The organism is Deltaproteobacteria bacterium RBG_16_64_85 (genome assembly GCA_001798885.1).
Taxonomy (GTDB): domain Bacteria; phylum Desulfobacterota; class Deferrimicrobia; order Deferrimicrobiales; family Deferrimicrobiaceae; genus FEB-35.
The window spans coordinates 20,228-39,172 of record MGQW01000011.1 but is presented as its reverse complement, the minus strand read 5'-3'; the positions used below and the strand labels follow the sequence as shown (position 1 = coordinate 39,172).

Annotated in this window: 20 protein-coding genes and 1 pseudogene; all 21 read right to left on the bottom strand. The window is 63.5% G+C overall.

All coding sequences use genetic code 11. The features are described 5' to 3' along the window. Positions 1-2 precede the first annotated feature (2 nt). Positions 3-455: an acetyl-CoA carboxylase, biotin carboxyl carrier protein gene (locus tag A2Z13_09640; GenBank protein ID OGP80879.1), complete on the bottom strand. Its 453-nt coding sequence runs from the start codon at positions 453-455 to the stop codon at positions 3-5. A 23-nt stretch (positions 456-478) separates the two neighbouring features. Beyond that, complete coding sequence (locus A2Z13_09635) at positions 479-1,036, bottom strand: elongation factor P (GenBank protein OGP80878.1); 558 nt, start codon at positions 1,034-1,036, stop codon at positions 479-481. Positions 1,037-1,051: 15 nt separating this feature from the next. Next, positions 1,052-2,104 carry a hypothetical protein gene (locus A2Z13_09630; protein OGP80937.1) on the bottom strand — a complete coding sequence of 351 codons (1,053 nt, stop codon included), beginning with the start codon at positions 2,102-2,104 and terminating at the stop codon, positions 1,052-1,054. 7 nt (positions 2,105-2,111) lie between these two features. Then, positions 2,112-2,561 (bottom strand): type II 3-dehydroquinate dehydratase, encoded by a 450-nt coding sequence (locus A2Z13_09625; GenBank protein ID OGP80936.1) that lies wholly within the window; start codon positions 2,559-2,561, stop codon positions 2,112-2,114. A gap of 20 nt (positions 2,562-2,581) precedes the next feature. After that, entirely contained in the window at positions 2,582-2,914 is a 333-nt protein-coding gene (locus A2Z13_09620) for a hypothetical protein (protein OGP80877.1), read from the bottom strand. A 4-nt stretch (positions 2,915-2,918) separates the two neighbouring features. Further along, a complete protein-coding gene (locus A2Z13_09615; protein ID OGP80876.1) occupies positions 2,919-4,655 on the bottom strand; it encodes a 3-dehydroquinate synthase in 1,737 nt (578 codons plus the stop codon). After that, positions 4,652-5,209 (bottom strand): hypothetical protein, encoded by a 558-nt coding sequence (locus A2Z13_09610; GenBank protein ID OGP80875.1) that lies wholly within the window; start codon positions 5,207-5,209, stop codon positions 4,652-4,654. The genes A2Z13_09615 and A2Z13_09610 overlap by 4 nt, the downstream gene beginning before the upstream one ends. Further along, entirely contained in the window at positions 5,206-6,390 is a 1,185-nt protein-coding gene (locus tag A2Z13_09605) for a chorismate synthase (protein OGP80935.1), read from the bottom strand. The genes A2Z13_09610 and A2Z13_09605 overlap by 4 nt, the downstream gene beginning before the upstream one ends. Before the next feature lie 89 nt (positions 6,391-6,479). After that, a complete protein-coding gene (locus tag A2Z13_09600) occupies positions 6,480-8,750 on the bottom strand; it encodes a hypothetical protein (protein OGP80874.1) in 2,271 nt (756 codons plus the stop codon). Between the two features lie 2 nt (positions 8,751-8,752). Next, positions 8,753-9,298 carry a hypothetical protein gene (locus A2Z13_09595; protein ID OGP80873.1) on the bottom strand — a complete coding sequence of 182 codons (546 nt, stop codon included), beginning with the start codon at positions 9,296-9,298 and terminating at the stop codon, positions 8,753-8,755. Further along, a complete protein-coding gene (locus A2Z13_09590; protein ID OGP80872.1) occupies positions 9,295-9,909 on the bottom strand; it encodes a hypothetical protein in 615 nt (204 codons plus the stop codon). The genes A2Z13_09595 and A2Z13_09590 overlap by 4 nt, the downstream gene beginning before the upstream one ends. 13 nt (positions 9,910-9,922) lie before the next feature. Beyond that, a complete protein-coding gene (locus A2Z13_09585) occupies positions 9,923-10,471 on the bottom strand; it encodes a hypothetical protein (GenBank protein ID OGP80871.1) in 549 nt (182 codons plus the stop codon). Continuing rightward, positions 10,468-11,529 carry a hypothetical protein gene (locus A2Z13_09580; protein OGP80870.1) on the bottom strand — a complete coding sequence of 354 codons (1,062 nt, stop codon included), beginning with the start codon at positions 11,527-11,529 and terminating at the stop codon, positions 10,468-10,470. The genes A2Z13_09585 and A2Z13_09580 overlap by 4 nt, the downstream gene beginning before the upstream one ends. 17 nt (positions 11,530-11,546) lie before the next feature. Then, on the bottom strand, positions 11,547-11,783 hold the full coding sequence (locus A2Z13_09575) for a transcriptional regulator (GenBank protein ID OGP80869.1): 237 nt from the start codon (positions 11,781-11,783) through the stop codon (positions 11,547-11,549). 139 nt (positions 11,784-11,922) lie between these two features. Next, positions 11,923-13,323 carry a histidine kinase gene (locus A2Z13_09570; protein ID OGP80868.1) on the bottom strand — a complete coding sequence of 467 codons (1,401 nt, stop codon included), beginning with the start codon at positions 13,321-13,323 and terminating at the stop codon, positions 11,923-11,925. Continuing rightward, complete coding sequence (locus A2Z13_09565) at positions 13,316-14,794, bottom strand: hypothetical protein (GenBank protein ID OGP80867.1); 1,479 nt, start codon at positions 14,792-14,794, stop codon at positions 13,316-13,318. The genes A2Z13_09570 and A2Z13_09565 overlap by 8 nt, the downstream gene beginning before the upstream one ends. Continuing rightward, positions 14,791-15,567, bottom strand: coding sequence for a hypothetical protein (locus A2Z13_09560; protein ID OGP80866.1), 777 nt, complete (start codon positions 15,565-15,567; stop codon positions 14,791-14,793). Before A2Z13_09560 ends, A2Z13_09565 begins: the two co-directional genes overlap by 4 nt. Next, positions 15,567-16,373, bottom strand: coding sequence for a hypothetical protein (locus A2Z13_09555; protein OGP80865.1), 807 nt, complete (start codon positions 16,371-16,373; stop codon positions 15,567-15,569). Before A2Z13_09555 ends, A2Z13_09560 begins: the two co-directional genes overlap by 1 nt. After that, positions 16,345-17,307: a hypothetical protein gene (locus A2Z13_09550; protein OGP80864.1), complete on the bottom strand. Its 963-nt coding sequence runs from the start codon at positions 17,305-17,307 to the stop codon at positions 16,345-16,347. Before A2Z13_09550 ends, A2Z13_09555 begins: the two co-directional genes overlap by 29 nt. Then, positions 17,304-18,158 carry a hypothetical protein gene (locus tag A2Z13_09545; GenBank protein OGP80863.1) on the bottom strand — a complete coding sequence of 285 codons (855 nt, stop codon included), beginning with the start codon at positions 18,156-18,158 and terminating at the stop codon, positions 17,304-17,306. The genes A2Z13_09550 and A2Z13_09545 overlap by 4 nt, the downstream gene beginning before the upstream one ends. A gap of 520 nt (positions 18,159-18,678) precedes the next feature. Then, positions 18,679-18,900 (bottom strand): annotated as a pseudogene (locus A2Z13_09540) (hypothetical protein). Between the last annotated feature and the right edge of the window lie 45 nt (positions 18,901-18,945).

Sequence of the window (18,945 nt, the reverse complement as noted above, 5' to 3'; positions counted from 1 at the left end):
CTTCAGTCCAGCGTGATGTGGAACAGCGGCTGCCCGTAGGCCACCGGCTGCCCGTTCTCGACGAGGACCGCCGCCACCGTGCCGCCGGCGTCGGATTCGATCTGGTTCATGATCTTCATCGCCTCGACGATGCAGAGCACCTGCCCCTTCGTGACGCGCGTGCCGACCTCGACGAACGGAGAGGCGTCCGGTGCGGGGGCCCGGTAAAACGTACCGACGATCGGGGAGACGATCTCCTTGACGTTGGTCTTGGGTGCAGGCGCCGTCTCCGCACGGGAAGGCTCCCCGGCAGGCGCCAGCGGAGGCGGGGCGGGAACGGCCGCGGCCTGGCGGAATTCCCCCCCCGACGGCCCGCGGCGCACCTTCAACACATTTTCCCCCCGGGCCACCTCGAGCTCCGAAACGTCGGACCCCTTCAGAAGTTCCAGGATTTCCTTTATCTCTTTGAGATTCATGTCGTTCCCCTCCAGTGTCCCTACTACGCTCGCTCGATGTAGGTTCCCGTTCGGGTGTCCACCTTGATCTTGTCCCCAACGTTGAGGAACAGGGGAACCTGCACGACGGCGCCGGACTCCAGTTTCGCCGGCTTGCTGCCCCCGCTCACGGTATCTCCCCTCACTCCCGGCTCCGACTCGACGATCCGGAGCTCGATGAAGATGGGAAGGTCGATCCCGATCGGTTCTCCCCGGTAAAAGAGGATCTTGACGGGCAGGTTCTCGATCAGGTAGTTCCCGGCGTCGCCGACGTGGTCCCCGTCGAGGTAAATCTGCTCGTAGGTCGCCGTGTCCATGAAGTGGTACGCATTCTCCATCCTGTACATGAACTGCATGTCCCGGTCTTCAAGATCCGGTTTGTCGACCTTGTCCCCGCTCCGGAAGGTGTGCTCGAGCACGGCGCCCGTCTTGAGGTTCTTCAGCTTCGTCCGGACGAACGCTCCCCCCTTCCCGGGCTTGACATGCTGGAAATAGACGATGATGTACGGGTCCCCTTCGAACTCGATCTTCAGCCCGTTGCGAAAATCCGCTGTTGTATACACGAACCTCTTTCCCCCTCAGCCCAGCGGCGGAACCGCTTTCGGGAGATAGGTGATCCGCTCCCCCCGAGTCCCGGCGACCCGTACCATGTCCTCGAGCCTCACCCCTCCCCTTCCGGGAAGGTAGACCCCGGGCTCCACGGTGACCACCATCCCCTCGGAAAGCCGGTCCTTCGACCGGTGAGAGAGCGAGGGGCGCTCGTGGATGTCCAGGCCTACTCCATGGCCGGTAGAGTGAACAAAATACTTTAAATATCCCGAGCGGTCCAGAGATTCCCGTACGCGGGCGTCGACCTCCCGGCAGAGGATCCCTGGCCGTATCGCCCGGATGCCCGCCTCCTGCGCCCGACGAACGGCGTCGTACGCCTTCCGAAAGGACCCGGAAGGCCGCCCGGGGAGCAGCGTCACCGTTTCGTCCGAGCAGTAGCCTCCCTTCCGTGCTCCGAAATCGATGATCACGGAATCCGCGTCGCCGATCCTGCAGGAGCTGGGGACGGCATGGGGCATCGCGGCACGGGGGCCGGAGGCGACGATGGGCCGGAAGGAGGTCTCCTCCGCGCCCAGGACTTTCATCTCCCGCTCGAGGTCTGCGGCCACCTCCGATTCGGTGCGTCCCCGGTAGCCCCTGGAGAGCACGGCAAGAAGAGCGCACGACGCGGCGACCGCGGCTTCCTCCATCGCGCGGACTTCCCCCTCTTCCTTTCGCATCCGGAGCCCCTCTACGGGATCCGGGAGCGCCACCCACTTCCTCTCGGAGCCGCGGGAGAGGAGCCGGAACAACTCCACGGACAGGTGGCGGGACTCGAATCCGATCCGTGCGGGGCGTGCGTGCCGGATCCGCCGAGTCACCTCCCTCCATTTGCGGTCGGTGATGGTGACGTCCACGCCGCGGACCTCCTGCCGCGACCGCTCGGCATACCGTCCGTCGGTCACCAGCATCGCCCCTTCGGCCGATACCAGGAGGACGGCGTCGCTGCCACCGAACCCGCAAAGGTAGCGGATGTTCGTCAACCGAACGCTGAGGAACAGGTCGATCTTGCGGCGGGACAGGAGGGAAACCAGCCGCCGGATGCGAGGATCACCTGCCGGCAAGTCCGCCCGCTTCCCGTAAATGGTTTACCAGAGCCGAAAGGGCGAGGACGTATCCGTATCCTCCAAAGCCGGCGATCCGGCCCATGGCAACGTCCTCGATGAGGGAGGTCCGACGGAACGGCTCGCGCTTCCCCGGGTTGCTCAGATGGAGCTCGACGGCGGGCACTCCCGCGTAGACCAGGGCGTCGCGGATCGCGACGCTGGTGTGCGTATACCCGCCAGGATTGATCACCAGGCCGTCGAAACTCCCCCGAACTTCCTGAAGCCTGCCGATGATCTCCCCCTCGTGGTTCGACTGGAAGAACTCCACGGCGGCCCTTTCCCGGCGGGCGGCCCGGGCAACCTCGCGCCGGATCTCGTCGAGGGTCCTTTTCCCGTAGACCTCCGGCTCCCGCTTTCCCAGAACGTTGAGGTTCGGGCCGTCGATGAACAGGATGCGGGGACGGACCTGTCGCTTCACAGCATCTCCTTTGCGCGCCGCGCCCCGAGGCGAAGGTAGAAGCGGCACTTCCCGGGGACGGCCCCCGGGTCCGCGACCAGCAGGAGGATGTAGTCCTCCGTCACCTTGCGCACCAGGACGATCCCTTGCTCGCCGGCCAGGAGCAACTCCGAGGCGGGGCCGAGACCGTATTCTCCTGCGATCCGGCCGGACTCCTTGAAAAACTGCGCCATTTCGGCGCATAGGGCGGCAAGATCGCGGCCTTCCGGGGAGATCTGCCACTCCTCGACGACCAGCCCGTCAACCCCCGCCAGCGCACCTCCGTGAACGGAGGCATCCTTCTGGTGCAATCCTTCAATGAGGTTTCGAAAGGTCATATCCATACTCCTTTGCGATCGTGTCGAGGAAAGCTGCGAGGGCCGCGACGGCCCTCCTTTCCTCCTCGTGCGCTTTCTTCCATTCCAGTGCCCGGTGATCCCCCGGGTCGCGCATCAGGATCTCGTCGACGATCCGCAGGGCCGTTTCCTTCTCTCCCTGCTCCCAGTAGACGTTGGCCATCGTGATCGTTCGTATCGGCGGGCCAGGCGGCGGGACACCCGCGACGGGAACGGGGCTCTCCGGAGTGCCCGGCAAAAGGTCGGCCGGACGGATCTCGAAGGCCCCTTCCGGGAGGAGGATCACATCCTCCAGCGGTTCGGGAGGCGCAACGACTTCCCGGGGAGGGGACCGGCGGAGTTCCTCTTCGATTTCGCGGGCCACGCGTTGCACCCCTGCATCCGCTGGGGACTGCTGGAGGACCTCCTTGATCATTTCCCACGCGGCGGTATGCTTCCCGGAGCGGCGATAGGCATCCGAAAGGAGCACCATGGCCCTGAGATCGCTCGGATTGGACTCCACCCGCCTTTCGAGGATCGCTACCGCCTCCTCGTGGCTGCCTCGCTCGATCCGCTCCTGGAGTTCCCTTCCCTCTGCCGGATCGATGCCCGCCTCGCGGCTCCTTCGCAGAATCTCGGCGCGAATCGCTGGCAGCTCCTTCCGCAGGAGCGCAAGAGGCACCCGCTTCAGGGCACAGGCGCCGGGAGCGGTCACCATCGGGAGGTCCACGTCCGACGCGACCCGTTTCTTGTCCAACCCGACTGCCGAGGCGATCGAGGAAAGCGCGAGACCGGGATCGTCGAGGGCAAACCCCATTTCCCGCAACAGGGAAAAGAGACGCTCCTCCACTTCCGGAGGGGTAATTCCCAGCCGTCGGGAAAACATCACCTCCCAGGCGAGCCCCATCGCCACCGCTTCCCCGTGGAGAAGGGCGCCGTAGCCGGAGGACTGCTCCAGGGCGTGCCCGATGGTGTGACCCAGGTTCAGGATGCGGCGGATGGACGATTCCCTTTCGTCCTTCGCCACGATCGACGCCTTGAAAGCAACGGACCGCCGGATAACGTCGTGCCACTCCCGCCCGGACACCGACTTCCACCCCGCGCCATTGGAGCAGAGCGTCTTCCAGAGGACCGCGTCGCCCGCGAGACCGCACTTGACCACTTCGGCCATCCCGGCGCGCAGATTCCGGTCGTCCAGCGTTCGGAGAAAGTTGTGGTCGATGAAAACCGCCCGCGGCTGATGGAACGCCCCCACGAGGTTCTTCCCTTCCGGGAGGTTGAACCCGGTCTTGCCCCCCACGCTGCTGTCCACCTGGGAGATCAGCGTGGTCGGAATCTGAATGTAGGGGAGGCCCCGCAGGTAGGTTGCGGCGGCGAAGCCGGCGAGGTCCCCGACCACCCCGCCGCCGAAGGCAACCACCAATGCATCGCGGTCCGCTTTCCCTCGCGCGAGAAAGGCGTAGATCCCGCGCACCGTTTCCCAGTCTTTCGACTCCTCCCCCGGCTCGATCATGTGGACGTAATGGGGGATCCCGGTAAGCCACCGGCGGATGTCCTCCCCGTAGATCGAGGCGACGTTCCGGTCCGTGATCACGAACACCGAGCCGTCCGGGAAGAAGCGGCAAATCCATTCCTGGAACAGGGAATAGATGTCTTCCCCGAAAAAGATGTCGTACGTCCGCTCGCCCAGTGGGACGGTGAGCATGTCGGAGGTCATCCGCGCCCTCCTTCCCGTCGCGGAACGGGGCGCCGTGCGAGCAGGGCAAGGATGCGATCCGCGATTTCCGGGACGGTGCGGCCGTCCGTTGACACGGTGAAATCGGCCTCCTGGTACGCCGGTCGGCGCCTTTCCATCAATTCCCGCAATTTCTCCGCTTCCTTCTCCACGGGGAACAACGGTCGGGAGCGGTCCCCCGAGAGCCGTTCCAAGACCGATTCGACGGAGACGTCGAGAAAAACGACCGGAGCGTACGCCTTGAGCGCCTGCCGGTTCGCTTCATCGACGAAAGCCCCCCCTCCGGCCGCCACCACACGCCCCGGCGCGGATACCGCATTCCGGATCGCCGCCCTCTCCATTTCGCGGAACCTCCCCTCTCCGCAAGAAGTGAAGATCTCCCCTATGCCCTTACCGGCGGTCTCCTCGATCCGCGCGTCCACGTCGACGAATTCCGCCCCGAGACGTTCCGCCAGGATCTTCCCGACGGAACTCTTTCCCGCCCCCATGAATCCCACGAGCACTGCCTGTCGCAAACGCTTGCCGTCCCATTTCATCGGGCGCCGATGCTGCGCAGGTAATGGACATAATTATATTGGATTTCCCGCATCGAATCGCCACTGAATTTCTCCAGGAAGGCGTCCGCGAGGACGATCCCCACCATCGCCTCCAGAACGACCGAGCACGCCGGAACCGCGCAGACGTCGCTGCGCTCGCGATGAGCCACCGCCTTCTTCCAGGTCCCGATGGCAACCGTGCGCAAGGGCCGGGACTGTGTCGGAATGGGCTTCATCGCGGCGCGCACGAGGACGAGCTCCCCGTCGCTCATCCCCCCCTCCACGCCTCCCGCCCGGTTCGTTCTCCGGTGGAACGGGAGGCAGACCTTTCCCAGCAGGGGGTTGCCGCGCCTTCTTCCGGGAAATATTTCGTCGTGGACCCGGTTGCCCGGAAGGGCGGAGAGCGCAATCCCCCCCCCGATTTCCACCCCCTTGATCGCCGGGATGCTCATCACGGCATAAGCCAGGCGGGCGTCCAGCCTGCGGTCCCAGGAAACGAACGATCCCAACCCCGGAGGAACCCCCTTCGCGATCGCCTCCACGATCCCTCCGGCGGAGGTCCCCGCCTTCCTTGCCCGGTCGATCAGCCGCACCGCGCGCGCCGAGGCAAAGGGATCGCCCATCCGAAGTCCGCTCTTTTCGGCCCGAACCGCGCATTCCCAGCTCCCCTCGACATCCACGGGGACGCAGACCTTCCCGATGGAGAGAACGTGTCCCGCAACGGCGATTCCCACGTCGCGCAGGAAAAGGCGCGCCAGAGCGGCCGCCGCAACGCGTGCCGCGGTCTCCCTCGCGCTTGCCCGCTCCAGCACGTTGCGGACGTCCCTGTGTCCGTATTTCAGTACGCCCGCGAGATCGGCGTGCCCCGGCCGGGTGGTCGTCAGCGGCGGAACCCCTGCCCCCGTCCCCTCCTGAGCCATTTTTTCCCGCCAGTTCACCCAGTCCCGGTTTCGGATCAGCAGGGCGACGGGCCCCCCCAGCGTTTTTCCGAACCGCACGCCGGACAGGATCTCCGCCTCGTCCCTCTCGATCTTCATCCGGTCCCCGCGCCCGTATCCCAACTGGCGCCGCGCGAGTTCCCTGTTGACGTCCTCCGCGCACACGCTCACGCCGGCGGGAAGCCCTTCCACGATGACCAGAAGCGCCGGCCCGTGGGTCTCGCCCGCGGTATGGAAATTCAGCCTTCCGATGGGGTCGCCCTCCTCCAAAAATAAGGAGCACCCGGTCCCCTGCGACCAGGTGCTCCGGTGGAAATCCGGTTATGAACGGTTCAGGATGCCTTGGCCTGCGCGGCCTCCTGTCTCAGGATCTTCGGAGTGATGAAGATCAGCAGCTCCCTGTTGGTCGACTGGCTTGCGTCGCTGCGGAACAAATATCCCAGGATCGGTATCTTGGAAAGCCAGGGGATGCCCGACTCGGTTTCCTTGCGGCTGATCTGGAGGATCCCGCCGATGACTGCGGTTTCGCCGTCCCGGACCAGCACTTCCGTGGTGGCTTTCTTCTTGTTGATCGCGGGCTGGCCGGACGCCCCGACGTCGCCCTGCGAGTCGTTCTTCGCCTCCAGTTTCATGATCACGCCTCCGTCGGGCGTGATGTGAGGCGTCACCTTCAGGCTCAGGGTGGCGTCGATGAACTGGGTGTTCGTGCCGGAGGCCGAAACCGTGGAGTAGGGGATCTGGGTCCCCTGCTCGATCGTGGCTTCCTTGTTGTCGATGGTGATCACCTTGGGGGAGGAGATCACCCTCCCCTTGTTGGACGCCTCCAACGCCGATAGCGACAGGTCCAGCCGCAGGTTATCCCTGAGGATGCCGAAACTGATCCCTCCGCCGGCGCCCAGCCCGACCTTGGCCGGAAGGTTCACGGCAAAGTTGGGGACAGGCGACGTGGACGTGAACGGTACCAGGCCCGTGTTGGCCACCGGATTCCCCGGCAGGGATGCACCGCTGGAATCCTGGATCCCGGAAACCCCGAGCTTCGATCTGCCGGAAGTGCCGCTATACGACCCTCCCCACTGCACACCCAGTTCCCGGGAGAACGACGTGTCGACTTCGACGATCCTGGCCTCGATCAGGACTTGCGGGGTTGCGGTATCGAGCTTGGCGATCAGCGCCCTGGCTTCCTCGACATTCCGGTGAAGGTCCCGGATCACGATCGTGTTGGTCCGTTCGTCGATCTGGACCTTTCCGCCCTCGGACAGCAGGTCCTTGATTTTCGACTGAAGGTCCGAGGCCTTGGTATAGCTTACAGGCAGGGTTACCGTCACCGCTTCCAGCGATGCCTTGAGCTTTTCCACCTCTTTCTGTGAGTCCAGCCGGGCTCTCTCCTCCGACCGCAACGAGGCGAGGGGGGCGATCCGGATTACGTTGCCTTCCTGCTTGGCTCCGAGCGACTTCGCCTGCAGGACGAGATCCAGCGCCTGGTCCCAGGGGACGTTGATCAGTCGCAGGGTGACCTTCCCCTTGACGTCGTCCGAGGTGATGATGTTGAGATTGCTCACCTCCGCAAGGATGCGGAAAATATTCTGGAGATCCGCATCCTTGAAGTCCAGGGAGATTCTCTGCCCGATATATTTCCGCTGGGTCTCCGAGCTGCCCATCAGGAACCCCAGCTGCTGTGCGCTTCCGGACGGGCCGTTCAACTTCTCGCCGCTCGCCGGCTCGGCCGCCGGAGCTGCCTTCGCCTCCGTTATCTTGGCCACTACCTGGCCTTGCGCCTCACCGGACACCTTCTTCGGGAAGGAGACCACGACGGCATCCCCGCGATTTTCGATCGTGTATTGCGAACCCGCCGCGAACGCCACGGCAACGGTTACGCCTTTCTTGCCCGCCGCAGGAGCGATCCGGGTCACCGGGATGCCGAGTTTCCGGGCGTCGATCGCCCTCAGCAGCCCCTTCTCCGCCGAGGCCCCTGGGAAAACCAGCGCAACGCTTCCCGTCTTCTTCTCGACCTGGGGATTCACCACCCCGCCGGAGGTCGTAATCACCACGTTGGAGACGTCGGGCAGATCCTCCAGGTCGATCCCCACGACGGCCGCTCCCTTCGCGGCAGGCCTCCCCTCCTCAACGCGGTCCATGCTGGTCACTTTCTCTTCCTGCCCGCCTCCAACGGAAAGCACGAGCTTCCCACCCTCCGCGGTCACGAGGAACGGCAGCGGGCGGTCCTCCGGGGTTTCCACCAGGATCCGGAGCTTGTTTTCCTGCTGCGACAGCTTCACCGTCTTCACCTGGGGCGTGTTGACGGGAAACTCCGACGCAACCGCGCCCTGCGATACCCCCCACACGTCGACGACGATGCGGAACGGGTCGTTGAGCTTGAAGGAATTGTAACTCTCGATCTTCCCCTCGACGCTGGCTTCTATATTGGTGTAGTACGGCGTCTTGGAGACGGTCACCTCCTTGACGCTCCCGCCGGGGATGACCGGTGCCTCCTTTTCGGCGGCCGGAAGCAAGGACGGGGCCGCCGCCGCTATCACCAGCAGGAGCAGGGCGGCCGGCCAGGCCGGGTATCGCTTGTGTGCCCGCATCCCCCGGAACAGGTTCATCGTCATTTTCCTCCCGCATTCTGTAGCTTCATGGAACTTTCCCGCACGACCTTCCCGCCCGTGTAGTCATTGAAGTCTTCCTTCACGAGGATTTCACCGTCCGTTACACGCGTGACGGTGCCCCCACCGCGCCCGATCTTCGTCCCCACGGTCACCGTGTACCCCTTCCCCTCTGCGTCCTCGACGAGGGCGTAGGCCCCCTTCGGCCCCCAGATCACCCCGACGAACTTCAGCTCTCCGAGATCGTAACGCTGCAGGGGAGGAACGCCGTCGATCCCGACGCCGACCGATTTCTGCTCGACCTTCAGGAAGGGAACAAAGGGATCCCGTTTCCCCGCCGGGTTGTAGAAAACCGTTGCCGACGGCTTTGCCGCCTGGGCATCCCCCGGTTTCATGCCTTCCGCGGTTTTGGCCTGTTCCTTCGGTACGACTTTCTTCACCACCGGCTGGGGAGGGGGCTCCACCTTCGAGCAGCCGGCGATCCCTCCCGCCAGCGGGGCAATCGCCAGGAGCAGGATCAGCAAGTACCGCTCGATCGTCCGCGTCATTTCGACTTTCCTTTTTCGGCCCCGGCGGCTTCCTGTTTCGTTTGCTCCAGGAACCGGTACGTGGTTGCGGTGCAGCTGACGTTGACCTGCATGCGGTTTTCGCCTCCCGCCTTCGGGTTGGAAAACGCGATGTCCGAGAGGTTCACGATGCGCGGGAGTTGGCTGACCTTGTCGGCGAAGAGAACGAAACTGTGATAATCCCCGTTGACGGCGATCGAAACCGGAATCTGCGCGTAGAAATCCTTCCGGCCCTCCGCCCCGGGGGCGAATTTCAGGAATTCCAGGCCGGACTCCTTCCCCAGCTCCGTGATGTTCTTCAACAGGCTGGGGATTTCCGCGGAATCGGGAAGCTGCTCGAGCAGGAGGTTCAGCTGCTCCTCCAGCCGGCGGACCTCCGCCTTGAAGGCGGGCAGGTTCTGGGCGATCGCGGCCTGCGTCTTGATCTCATGCTCCAGTTCCCCAAGCTTCTTCTCCAGACTGGCAATCTGCACCGCGGTTGCGTTGTAATAAAGATAGTAATATCCGACGACCACCAGGAGGCACATCAGCACCACCAGGAAGGCCTTCTGTTTCGGCGGGACCCGGCCCAGATCTCCCAGTTTCAGCGCCATCCCGTCACCTCGCTCACGCGCCCCGTCCGTCGGGGATTGTCTGGAACGTCAAGTTGAACTTCATCAGCTTGACGCCCATCACCGTCGTCTGCTCCGCCGATCCCAGTTCCACTCTCTGGAAGCGCCCGCTCTGGCCCAGCGCGGTCATGAAATTGGCGATGGTATGGTTGTTCAAGGCCACCCCGGAGAGGGAGATCCTGTCGCTCCTGACGGCCAGCTGATCGATCCAGCACTTATCGGGGATGGAGGCCGAAATTCCCTCGAACACCTTCACGGGGAGCGTCCGACCGTTCTGAAGGTTCGAGATGATGTCCACTTTTTGCTGCAGCTCCGCCTTCCGCAGCTTGAACTTCTCGACTTCTCCGATCTCTTTTTTCAACCGCGCGATTTCGGTGGTAGCCTTCTGGATGTTCGACTGGAGCGTCTCGATCCGGTTGGAGAGCATCCGGTGATACGCAAACACCACCGCGAGGACCAACAGGGGGATGAGAAGAAAGAGAAAATTGAGGTTCAGCTCCTTGCGCTTCTTTCTCTTGCCGCGGATCAGGTTAATCCGGATCATCGGCGGTCCTCCAGGTTCCGCAGCGCGAGACCGATGGCAACCGTCGCGGCCGTGGTGTATTGGGAAACCACCGTCGGGTCCACCGCGTGTTCATCCACCGAAAGACCCTCGAAGGGGTTGAAGAGCTCCACCTCGACGCCAATCTTCTCTCCCATCATTTCCTTCAGGAACATGGATTTTGCGGCGCCTCCAGTGAGGTACACCTTCGTGACGAGCCGGTCCGGGTACGTGGCCGAGAAGAAATTGTAGGAGCGCTGGGCCTCCGTGGCGAGAATGCTGGAAACGGTCTTCATGACCTCGGTGAGCTTCTCGGCGCGGTCGCCGGCGTCCTTCGCGCCCACCTTGAGCGATTCCGCCGTTTCGAAGCTGACGGCAAGCTGCTTCTGGATCTCCGAGGTGTACATCCCCCCTCCCATCGGCACGTCGCGGGTGAAGAGCGGCACCCCGGTGTGGAGGATATTGACGTTCATGAAGGAGGCCCCCACGTTGATCACCATGGGAACCTGCTCGTCGGAAACGGGATGGCAAAACTCGAAGGCGTTCCCCGCCGCGATGGAATCGATGTCGACGATCGCCGGCGAGAGGCCGGCATCCTTGACGACGGAGATGTAGTCGTTCACCAGGTCGGTCTTCACCGCCACCAGGAGGACGTCCATCTTTGCGGGATCTTCCTTGAGCGGTCCGATCACCTGGAAATCGATCTTCACGTCCTTGATGTCGAAGGGGATGTACTGCTCGACCTCCCACTGGATCGACTCTTCCAGCTCCTCCGGAGTCGTCGTGGGGAGGACGACCTTCTTGATGATCACCGAATGGCCGGAGAGGGAGGTGGCCACCTCCTTTTCCCGGACTTTCAGCTCCCGGAGGGCCGTCTTGATTCCATCGATCACCGAGGCATGGTCCATGATGGCCCCGTCCACGATGGCGTCCGGCGGAAGGGGGAAGACCCCGAACTTCTTGACGCCGTACTCGCCCCCCGATGTCTTGACATACGCGAGCTTGATCGAACTGGACCCGATGTCGAGGCCGATCAGCTCTTTCGATCCGAAGAGTCCCATCGCCGCACCCGGCCTTTTTAGTCGTCTTTGAGGAACACCTTGTCCCGATCGGAAAGTTGAAGCCCGAGAGAAAGGATGATTTTCCGTTTCGTGTCCATCCGGCACGTCATCCCCTTCTCCACGCGGTCGATGGTCAGGACCGACAGCCCCGCCCGCCGCGCCAGTTCCGCTTTGCTCATCAAGAGCCCTTCCCGGATCTTTCGGACATTATTGCCTTCGACTTTAATCTTCGTCGTCTTCCGCTCCTTCGTCATTACCACAGAATCCCCCACCCGAAACACCAAGTAATATCACCCGCAATACTGTACCTGGAGCAAATCATACCGTCCCATAAATTTATGTCAAGCTATTTTTAACTGAACATTAAAGGTACATAATTATACTAAATTATCATCAATTCAGGCCGTACGCTTTCGCCTTGTACAGGAGTGCGGGATGACTGATTCCGAGCAGTTCCGCCGCCTTCGGCCGGCTCCCGCCGGTCCGCTCCAAGGCGATCCGGATCATCTGCTTTTCCACCTCCCTCACGGCTTCCTTGAGGTCCGGCCGGTCCGGGGAAACGGGGATCCGGACCAGAAGCCGGGGGGCATCCCTCCCCCCTCTCCCCTCGTCTCCCGCCGTGCCCCGCTTCCATGCGGAAAGCAGTTCTTCCCGGGATATCTCCCGCCCTTCCCCGAGGAGGACGCAACGTTCGATCAAGTTTTCCAGCTCCCGGACGTTCCCCCGCCAGTCGTGCGCCATGAGGACCTCCTGCGCGGAAGGCGGCAGGCGCATCTCCGGTTTCCGGAATTTCCTGCAGAAACCGTCCAGAAAATGCTGGGAAAGCAAGGGAATGTCCTCCCGCCGATCCCGGAGGGGAGGCACGTGGATCCGGATGACGTTCAACCGGTAAAACAGGTCCTCGCGGAACCTTCCGCCCGCCACCTCCTCCTCCAGCTCCCTCGCCGTGGCGGCGACGATCCGGACGATGACGCGCCGGGTCTCGGTGTCCCCCAGCCGGCGAAATTCCCCTTCCTGAAGGAAGCGGAGCAGCTTCGTCTGCACCAGAACCGGAAGTTCCCCGATCTCGTCCAGAAACAACGTGCCTCCTCCCGCCTCCTCGAGCAGCCCGGCCCGGTCCGACTTCGCCTCCGTGAACGCCCCCTTCTTGTATCCGAACAGCTCGCTCTCCAGCAGGGTTTCGGGGATCGCACCGCAGTTGATGGCGACGAACGGCTTCCCCTTGCGCCGCCCTCCGTAATGGAGCATGCGGGCCACCAGCTCCTTGCCCGTGCCGCTCTCACCGGTGACCAGGACCGTCGAATCGTAATCCTTCACCTTTTCCACCATCCGGACGACCCCTTCCATGGCGGGGCTCGCGAACAGGAGGTCCTCGGGCCGGAACGCCTTCTCGACCTCGCTGCGGAGGTACTCGTTCTCCTTCCTGAGGGTTTCGCGCTCCTGGCCTTTCCGGAGGGTCAGCAGGATCTCGTCGCTCATGAACGGTTTGGAGATGTAGTCGTACGCCCCCAGCTTCATCGCCTCGACGGCGGTCTCCACCGTGCCGAAGGCCGACATCATGATGACGGTCCCCGGGATCTTCCGCGCCGTCATCTCCCGGAGCAGATCGAGCCCGCCCATCTCCGGCATCCGGATGTCGCACAGGATGAAGTCGTACCGACCCTTATCGAGCGCCTTGAGCGCTTCCCTGCCGTTCCCGGCCTGCGCCACGATGTACCCTTCCGCGGAAAGGATCTTCCCGAGCACGTCGCGCATGCCTGCCTCGTCATCGACCACCAGGATCCGTTCAGCCATTCGGCCCCTCCTCCCCTGCGTCGACCTGCGGAATCTCCCGGCAGGCGGGAAGGATCACCGTGAAGATCGATCCCTTCCCCTCCTCGCTTTCGGCCAGGATCTCTCCGCCAGCTCCCTCCACGATGGCCCGGGAAACCGACAGACCGAGACCGGTCCCCTTCCCGGGCTCCTTGGTTGTGAAGAAGGGGTCGAAGATGTTCTTCAGGTCCTCCGGCCGGATCCCGCGGCCCGTGTCCGAAATGGAAATCGCCACCCCCCTCGTCGGGATCTTTCCTTTTCCTCCACGGAGCGGGACGACGTCCACCCACGGCGGATCGGACGCCCGCCTCCGGACAAACCGCGCCGGCGGCGGGACCCAGGGATCCGCCAGGCAGGTTCGGACACGGATCGACCCGCTGGTTTCCATGGCATCCACGGAATTGATCAACAGGTTCAGCAGCACCTGCTGGAGCCGGCCTCCCGCGAGGCGGGCTCTTCCTGCCTCCCCGTACTCGACGAGAACTTCGATCTCGCGGAACATCCTCCGGAAGGAGAGCAGCTCCACGGTTTCGCGGACGACGGCGTTGACATCGGCGTCTTCCCCCTCCCTGCCCGCCGGCGCCGCCACGGACAACAGCCCGCGAACGATGTTCTCGATCTTCCGGGTCTCCTCCACGATCTTGTCCAGGCACTCGTCCTGCTCCGCGCGGGAGGAAGCCGTTTTCCGGAGGTACTCCGCGTACCCGCGGATGGCCATCAGCGGGTTCCCCACCTCGTGCGCAACTCCTGCAGCCAGGCGCCCGACGGTGGCAAGCTTTTCCGACCGGAACGTATCCTGCTCGGCCTGCCGCACCTTCTCCTGGGCCGATAGCATCGCGGCGACCATCCGGTTGAACGAAGCGCCGAGCTGTCCCAGCTCGTTTCCGGGAGACTCGTCCGCCCGCAGGAGATAGTCTCCCTCCGCGATTTTTTCGGAGACGGCCGCCAGGCGCCGGATGGGGCGTGCAACCGACCGGTCCATCAGGAAAGCTCCGAACAGGACCATGACGATGACGTCCGTCCCCACCAGAATGCCGGCCACCTGGACAAGATGCCGGGCTTCCTTCTCGATCCCGGGAGAGAAAAACCGGACCCGGATCCCCTTGGATCCTTCCACGCTCCCGGAAAGCGGCAGCGTCACATCGACGGCCGGATGGAAGGACAGGACGCCGCCCGATTTTTCCCCCGCGGGCTCCACCAGCGGCTGATCCGCGGAGGGGGCCTCGGGGAGCAGCGTCACGCCCTGGATGTAGGGGAAGGAGCGTGGATCCTCTCCCCTCTCCACCGCGCTGCGGACGGCGTATGCCACCGAGACGGCCGCCTCTGCCTGGCGTCGTTCCATACTTATTCCGATGGCTTTCAGGGCAAAAACCGCCAGGAGGGAAAGGGAGGCTACGGCGATCAACGTCAGCTGGATGACGACTCCGGCACGAACCGAGATATCCTTTTTCATGTAGAAAAGCTCCAGAAGGCCTCCCCGAGGAAGCGGGCGATCAACGCGGCGGCGCAGAGATAGGGCCCGAAGGGAATCGCGGTCTTCAACCCTTCCTTGCCTTTCCGCATGGCGAACAGGCCTCCCGCGACCCCCAGGATCGATCCCCAGAAGATGGTGAGCAGCGCGCCTTTCCAGCCGAGGAAGGCGCCGATCATGGCGATCAGCTTGACGTCGCCCCCCCCCATCCCCTCCCTCCCCGTGATCTTTTCGTAGGCGGCTGCAGTCCCGTAGAGCACTCCTCCCCCCAAGACGGCGCCAATGAGGCTCCCCTTCCAGTCTCCCCCCGGGAGGAACGAGAGAAGAAGCCCGGCCGCCAGACCCACGATGGACAGTTCATCGGGAATGATCCGGTGATCGATGTCGATGGAGGTGATCGGGACCAGGAAGGAAAAAAAAACCAGGTCCCGGAGGAGAGGAATCCCGACACCGTCCAACCCGGTGAAGATCGCATACCCGGCCCCGGTCAACGCCTCCACACCCGGATACCGCAGCGAGATCCTGCCGCCGCACCCGTTGCACCTTCCCCCAAGAAAGAAAAAACTCAGGAGGGGGATGTTCTCCCACGGGGGGATGGGCCGTCCGCAGGAAGGGCAGCGCGAACCGGGGCGCACGATCGACTCACCCCGGGGAAGGCGATGGATGAGCACGTTGAAGAAGCTGCCCATGCATGCCCCGAAAAGGAATGCCCCGGCGAGTAGGGTGGCCCCGCCGGGAATCCCGCTTCCCGACATCACTTGAAGTCCTTGCGGGAAAAGAGAAGGCACGCCAGGATGAGCACCCCGGCGCTGTAAAGGACGAGGTAGCCGGCGGCGAGTCCCGGAACGGCGAACGATCGCGCCCCGCCGTAGACGACCTCGTTCTTCCAGTTGAAATTCTCCAGGTTCGGCAGGAGGTAGAACAGGGCCCGGCTGCCCCACCGCACCGCCGCCGCATGCGACCGGTCCCCCAGGACATAGAGGTAGTTCGTCACGTGCCCGACGAGGAACAGGGAGATGGTGAAAATGGCGCTCAGGACCGGGGTGGTGAAGGTTGAAAAGAGAGTGGCCAGGCACGTCAGCAGAACCAGCTCCATGAAGATCCCCGCGGAGGCGACGAAGATGCCGGGCTCCACCCTCCCCCCGTACCGGTACGCCAGGTGCACGAGGAACAGGACCGTCGCCATCGCAAGCGTCGTGAGGGCCAGCGTGAAGTTCAGGCCGAGCGTCTTGCCCAAGATGAACTCGAAGCGCCGCACCGGCTTGGAGAGGATGAGGTAGATGGTCTTGCGGTCCACCTCGTTGCTGACCAGCGTGATCCCGAGGAAGACCGCCATGATGACACCGAACACGTGGATGCTGGCCAGCCCCATGTCGGCGATGATCCGGGTGAAATCTCCGATGGAGAGGTCGGCGAGGAAGAAGGTCGTGCCGATGACGAAGAGAGCGAAGGCCAGGATCGCGTAGAGGATCTTGTTCCGGATCGTCTCCCGGAAGGTGTTGGCGGCGATGGAGAGGACCCTGCGGACCACGTCAGGCCTCTTTCCCTTCCGCGTCGGCATCCCCCACCCGCTCCAGGAAAATCTCCTCGAGTCCCTTCTTCACGGGGACGCAGGAGAGCACCGCGCATCCCTCCCGGAGGAGGCTCCCCATCCAAAGGTTGGCCTTCTCGCTGCCGGGCGCCCGCAGCACGAGAAGATCCCCCTGCGCGTACCCGGCGTCCGGGGGAATCCCCGCCGCCGCGAGACGGTCCTTTGCCAGGGCCGGCGAGACGACCAGCTCGATGTAGAGAGTCTCCGCCCCGATCAGTTCCTCCACCCGGCCCTCCGCCACCTTCCTCCCCTTGTGCAGCATGATGACCCGGTCGCAAAGCGCCTCCACGTCGGAAAGGATGTGGGAGCTGAAGAACACGGTTTTTCCCGCCGCCTTGAGCTCCCGGATGAGGCCGCGCACTTCCATCCTGCCCATGGGGTCCAGCCCGGACATCGGCTCGTCGAGGATCACGAGTTCCGGGTCGTGCAGCAGCGCCTGGGCCAGCCCCAGCCGCTGCATCATCCCCTTCGAGTATTTCCGGATTGCGGTTTCCCGGGCCCCCGAAAGCCCGACCCGGGAGAGGAGCTCCGAAGAGCGGGACTCCGTCTCCCCGCGCGGCATCCCGCACAGCTGCCCGCACAGGTGCAGGAACTCTCCGCCCGTGAGGTACTCGTAGAAGTAGGGCTGCTCCGGCATGAAGCCGATGCGGCGGCGGAACTCTTTCCTACCCTGGATGTCCTCCCCGAACAGGGTCACTTTCCCCGCGTCCGGGAAGGCCAGCCGGTTCAGGATCTTGAACGTGGTGGTCTTCCCGGCGCCGTTGGGACCCAGGAATCCCACGATCTCGTTCTCGTGGACTTCGCAGGAGAGGTCCGACAGCACACGGACGGGCTTTCTCCAGAAGCCCGTCGGGTAGGACTTCGTGAGCCCCTCGATGGCGAGGATCCGGCGATCGCCCTTCATCGCGTCCGAAACACCCGCAACCGCTGCGCAACCCGGTCGCTGCGCACCTTTCCTCCCCTCTCCAGCAGGTATCTTCCGCCGTTGGGTTCCGCAGGGACCGCCGCGAGGATTCCCTCCCGGACGAGATCGGCCAGATTTTCCGGTACGGTTCCCGTCTTCCGGCGATATCGTTCCACGGCGCTCTCCAGGATCTGAAGATCCCGCTCGACGGCGACTTCCCGGATCCTTCGCTCCAGCACCGACCGCCGCGCGGGGTCGTTCTCCTGCCGGGCGATCGTCTCCAGCAGGGCCATCGCAGTCTCCGGTTTCCTCGCCTCCGACAGCATCCGGGACGCGAGTCCCGGCAGGTAGGCCGGGCTCCCGGGCAACCGCGCCGCCTCCGCCATTGCCGCTCCCGCCTTTTCCGGGTCGCCAACGGAAAAGTAGTGGGTGAACCCCATGTAGAAGGGAAAACGCCAGTCGGCAGGGTGGTGCGTCTTTCCGCGATCGAAAACCCGCAACGCCTCTCCCGCGTGGAGCGGCGATTCCCCCAGGACCAGTCCGCCCAGGAGATAGGGAATTTCGAATTTCGGGTCGAAGTTCGCCACGACGTTCAGAAGTTGATAAAGCCGGTCGTAATCCGCCGGGGTCATCTTCAGGTTCCCCGACACCTGGACCGCCTCCAGCCAGACAACGTCGGCCAGAAAATTTTGGAACCCGAAGGAGAAGGACGGTCGTTTGCTGACCGCCGCGAGCAGGCCCGGCCTCTCCCGCCCCTCCCTGCCGGTCTCCGACAAAGGACGCTCCAGAAGCAACCTCCAGGAGAAACCCATGGAAACCAGGAGGGCGAGAACGGCCGCCCCGCCCCACACTCCCCTAGTGGACACGCTCAATCCTTCAGAAACCTCTCCCTCCGTGTCCCGGGCATGCCCTGTCATCGATCCTCACCCGGTCCTTTTCGCGGAATCGCCCTGCGGCGTCCGCCCCGGGGATACGATACAGTGGCTTCCCGCGATTCGCAAGATCGTCCCGGAAAAACACCAAGGGGCGCCGAAGCGCCCCCTGTTTCCCCATACCCGGGGATTCGTTCCTGTGTTCCGATTAGGTTCCGTCAGCCGACCAGACAAGGATCCGCTTCTCGTTGATATACCAGCCATCCATTGTCGCGCTGTTACTGATTTTCCCGCTGGCGCCGGCGGTGAAGGTGAAGGGAGACGTAACTGTATATCCTATAGTTGGCGTCCCACTGATCAGCACCCCGTTGTCCATTGCGTTGTTCAGGTTTGCGGCCCACGAAGCTTCCGTGTATCCCGCGGTCGCGGCTCCCACATTCACGTTGTCTCCGGCGAGAACCCAGGTGCCCACCGAAAAGTGATACCTGGGAGTGCCCGAGGGCGACCAATTGATCTGTGGGAAATTGCCGTACATGTTTTGCTCGCCGAAGTAGGCCAGCTCTCCGGTAAAGATCGCACCGAGGTTCGTCTTGGCCTCCGACTGTTTCGACTTCGCCTGGAACTTGAGGAAGTTCGGGATGGCGATAGCCGCGAGGATACCGATGATCGCGACGACGATCATCAGCTCGATCAGGGTGAATCCCTTTTTTCCTTTCAACATGGTTTTCTCCTTTCCCTTGCGGGTTATAATTTTTCTAACCTCAAC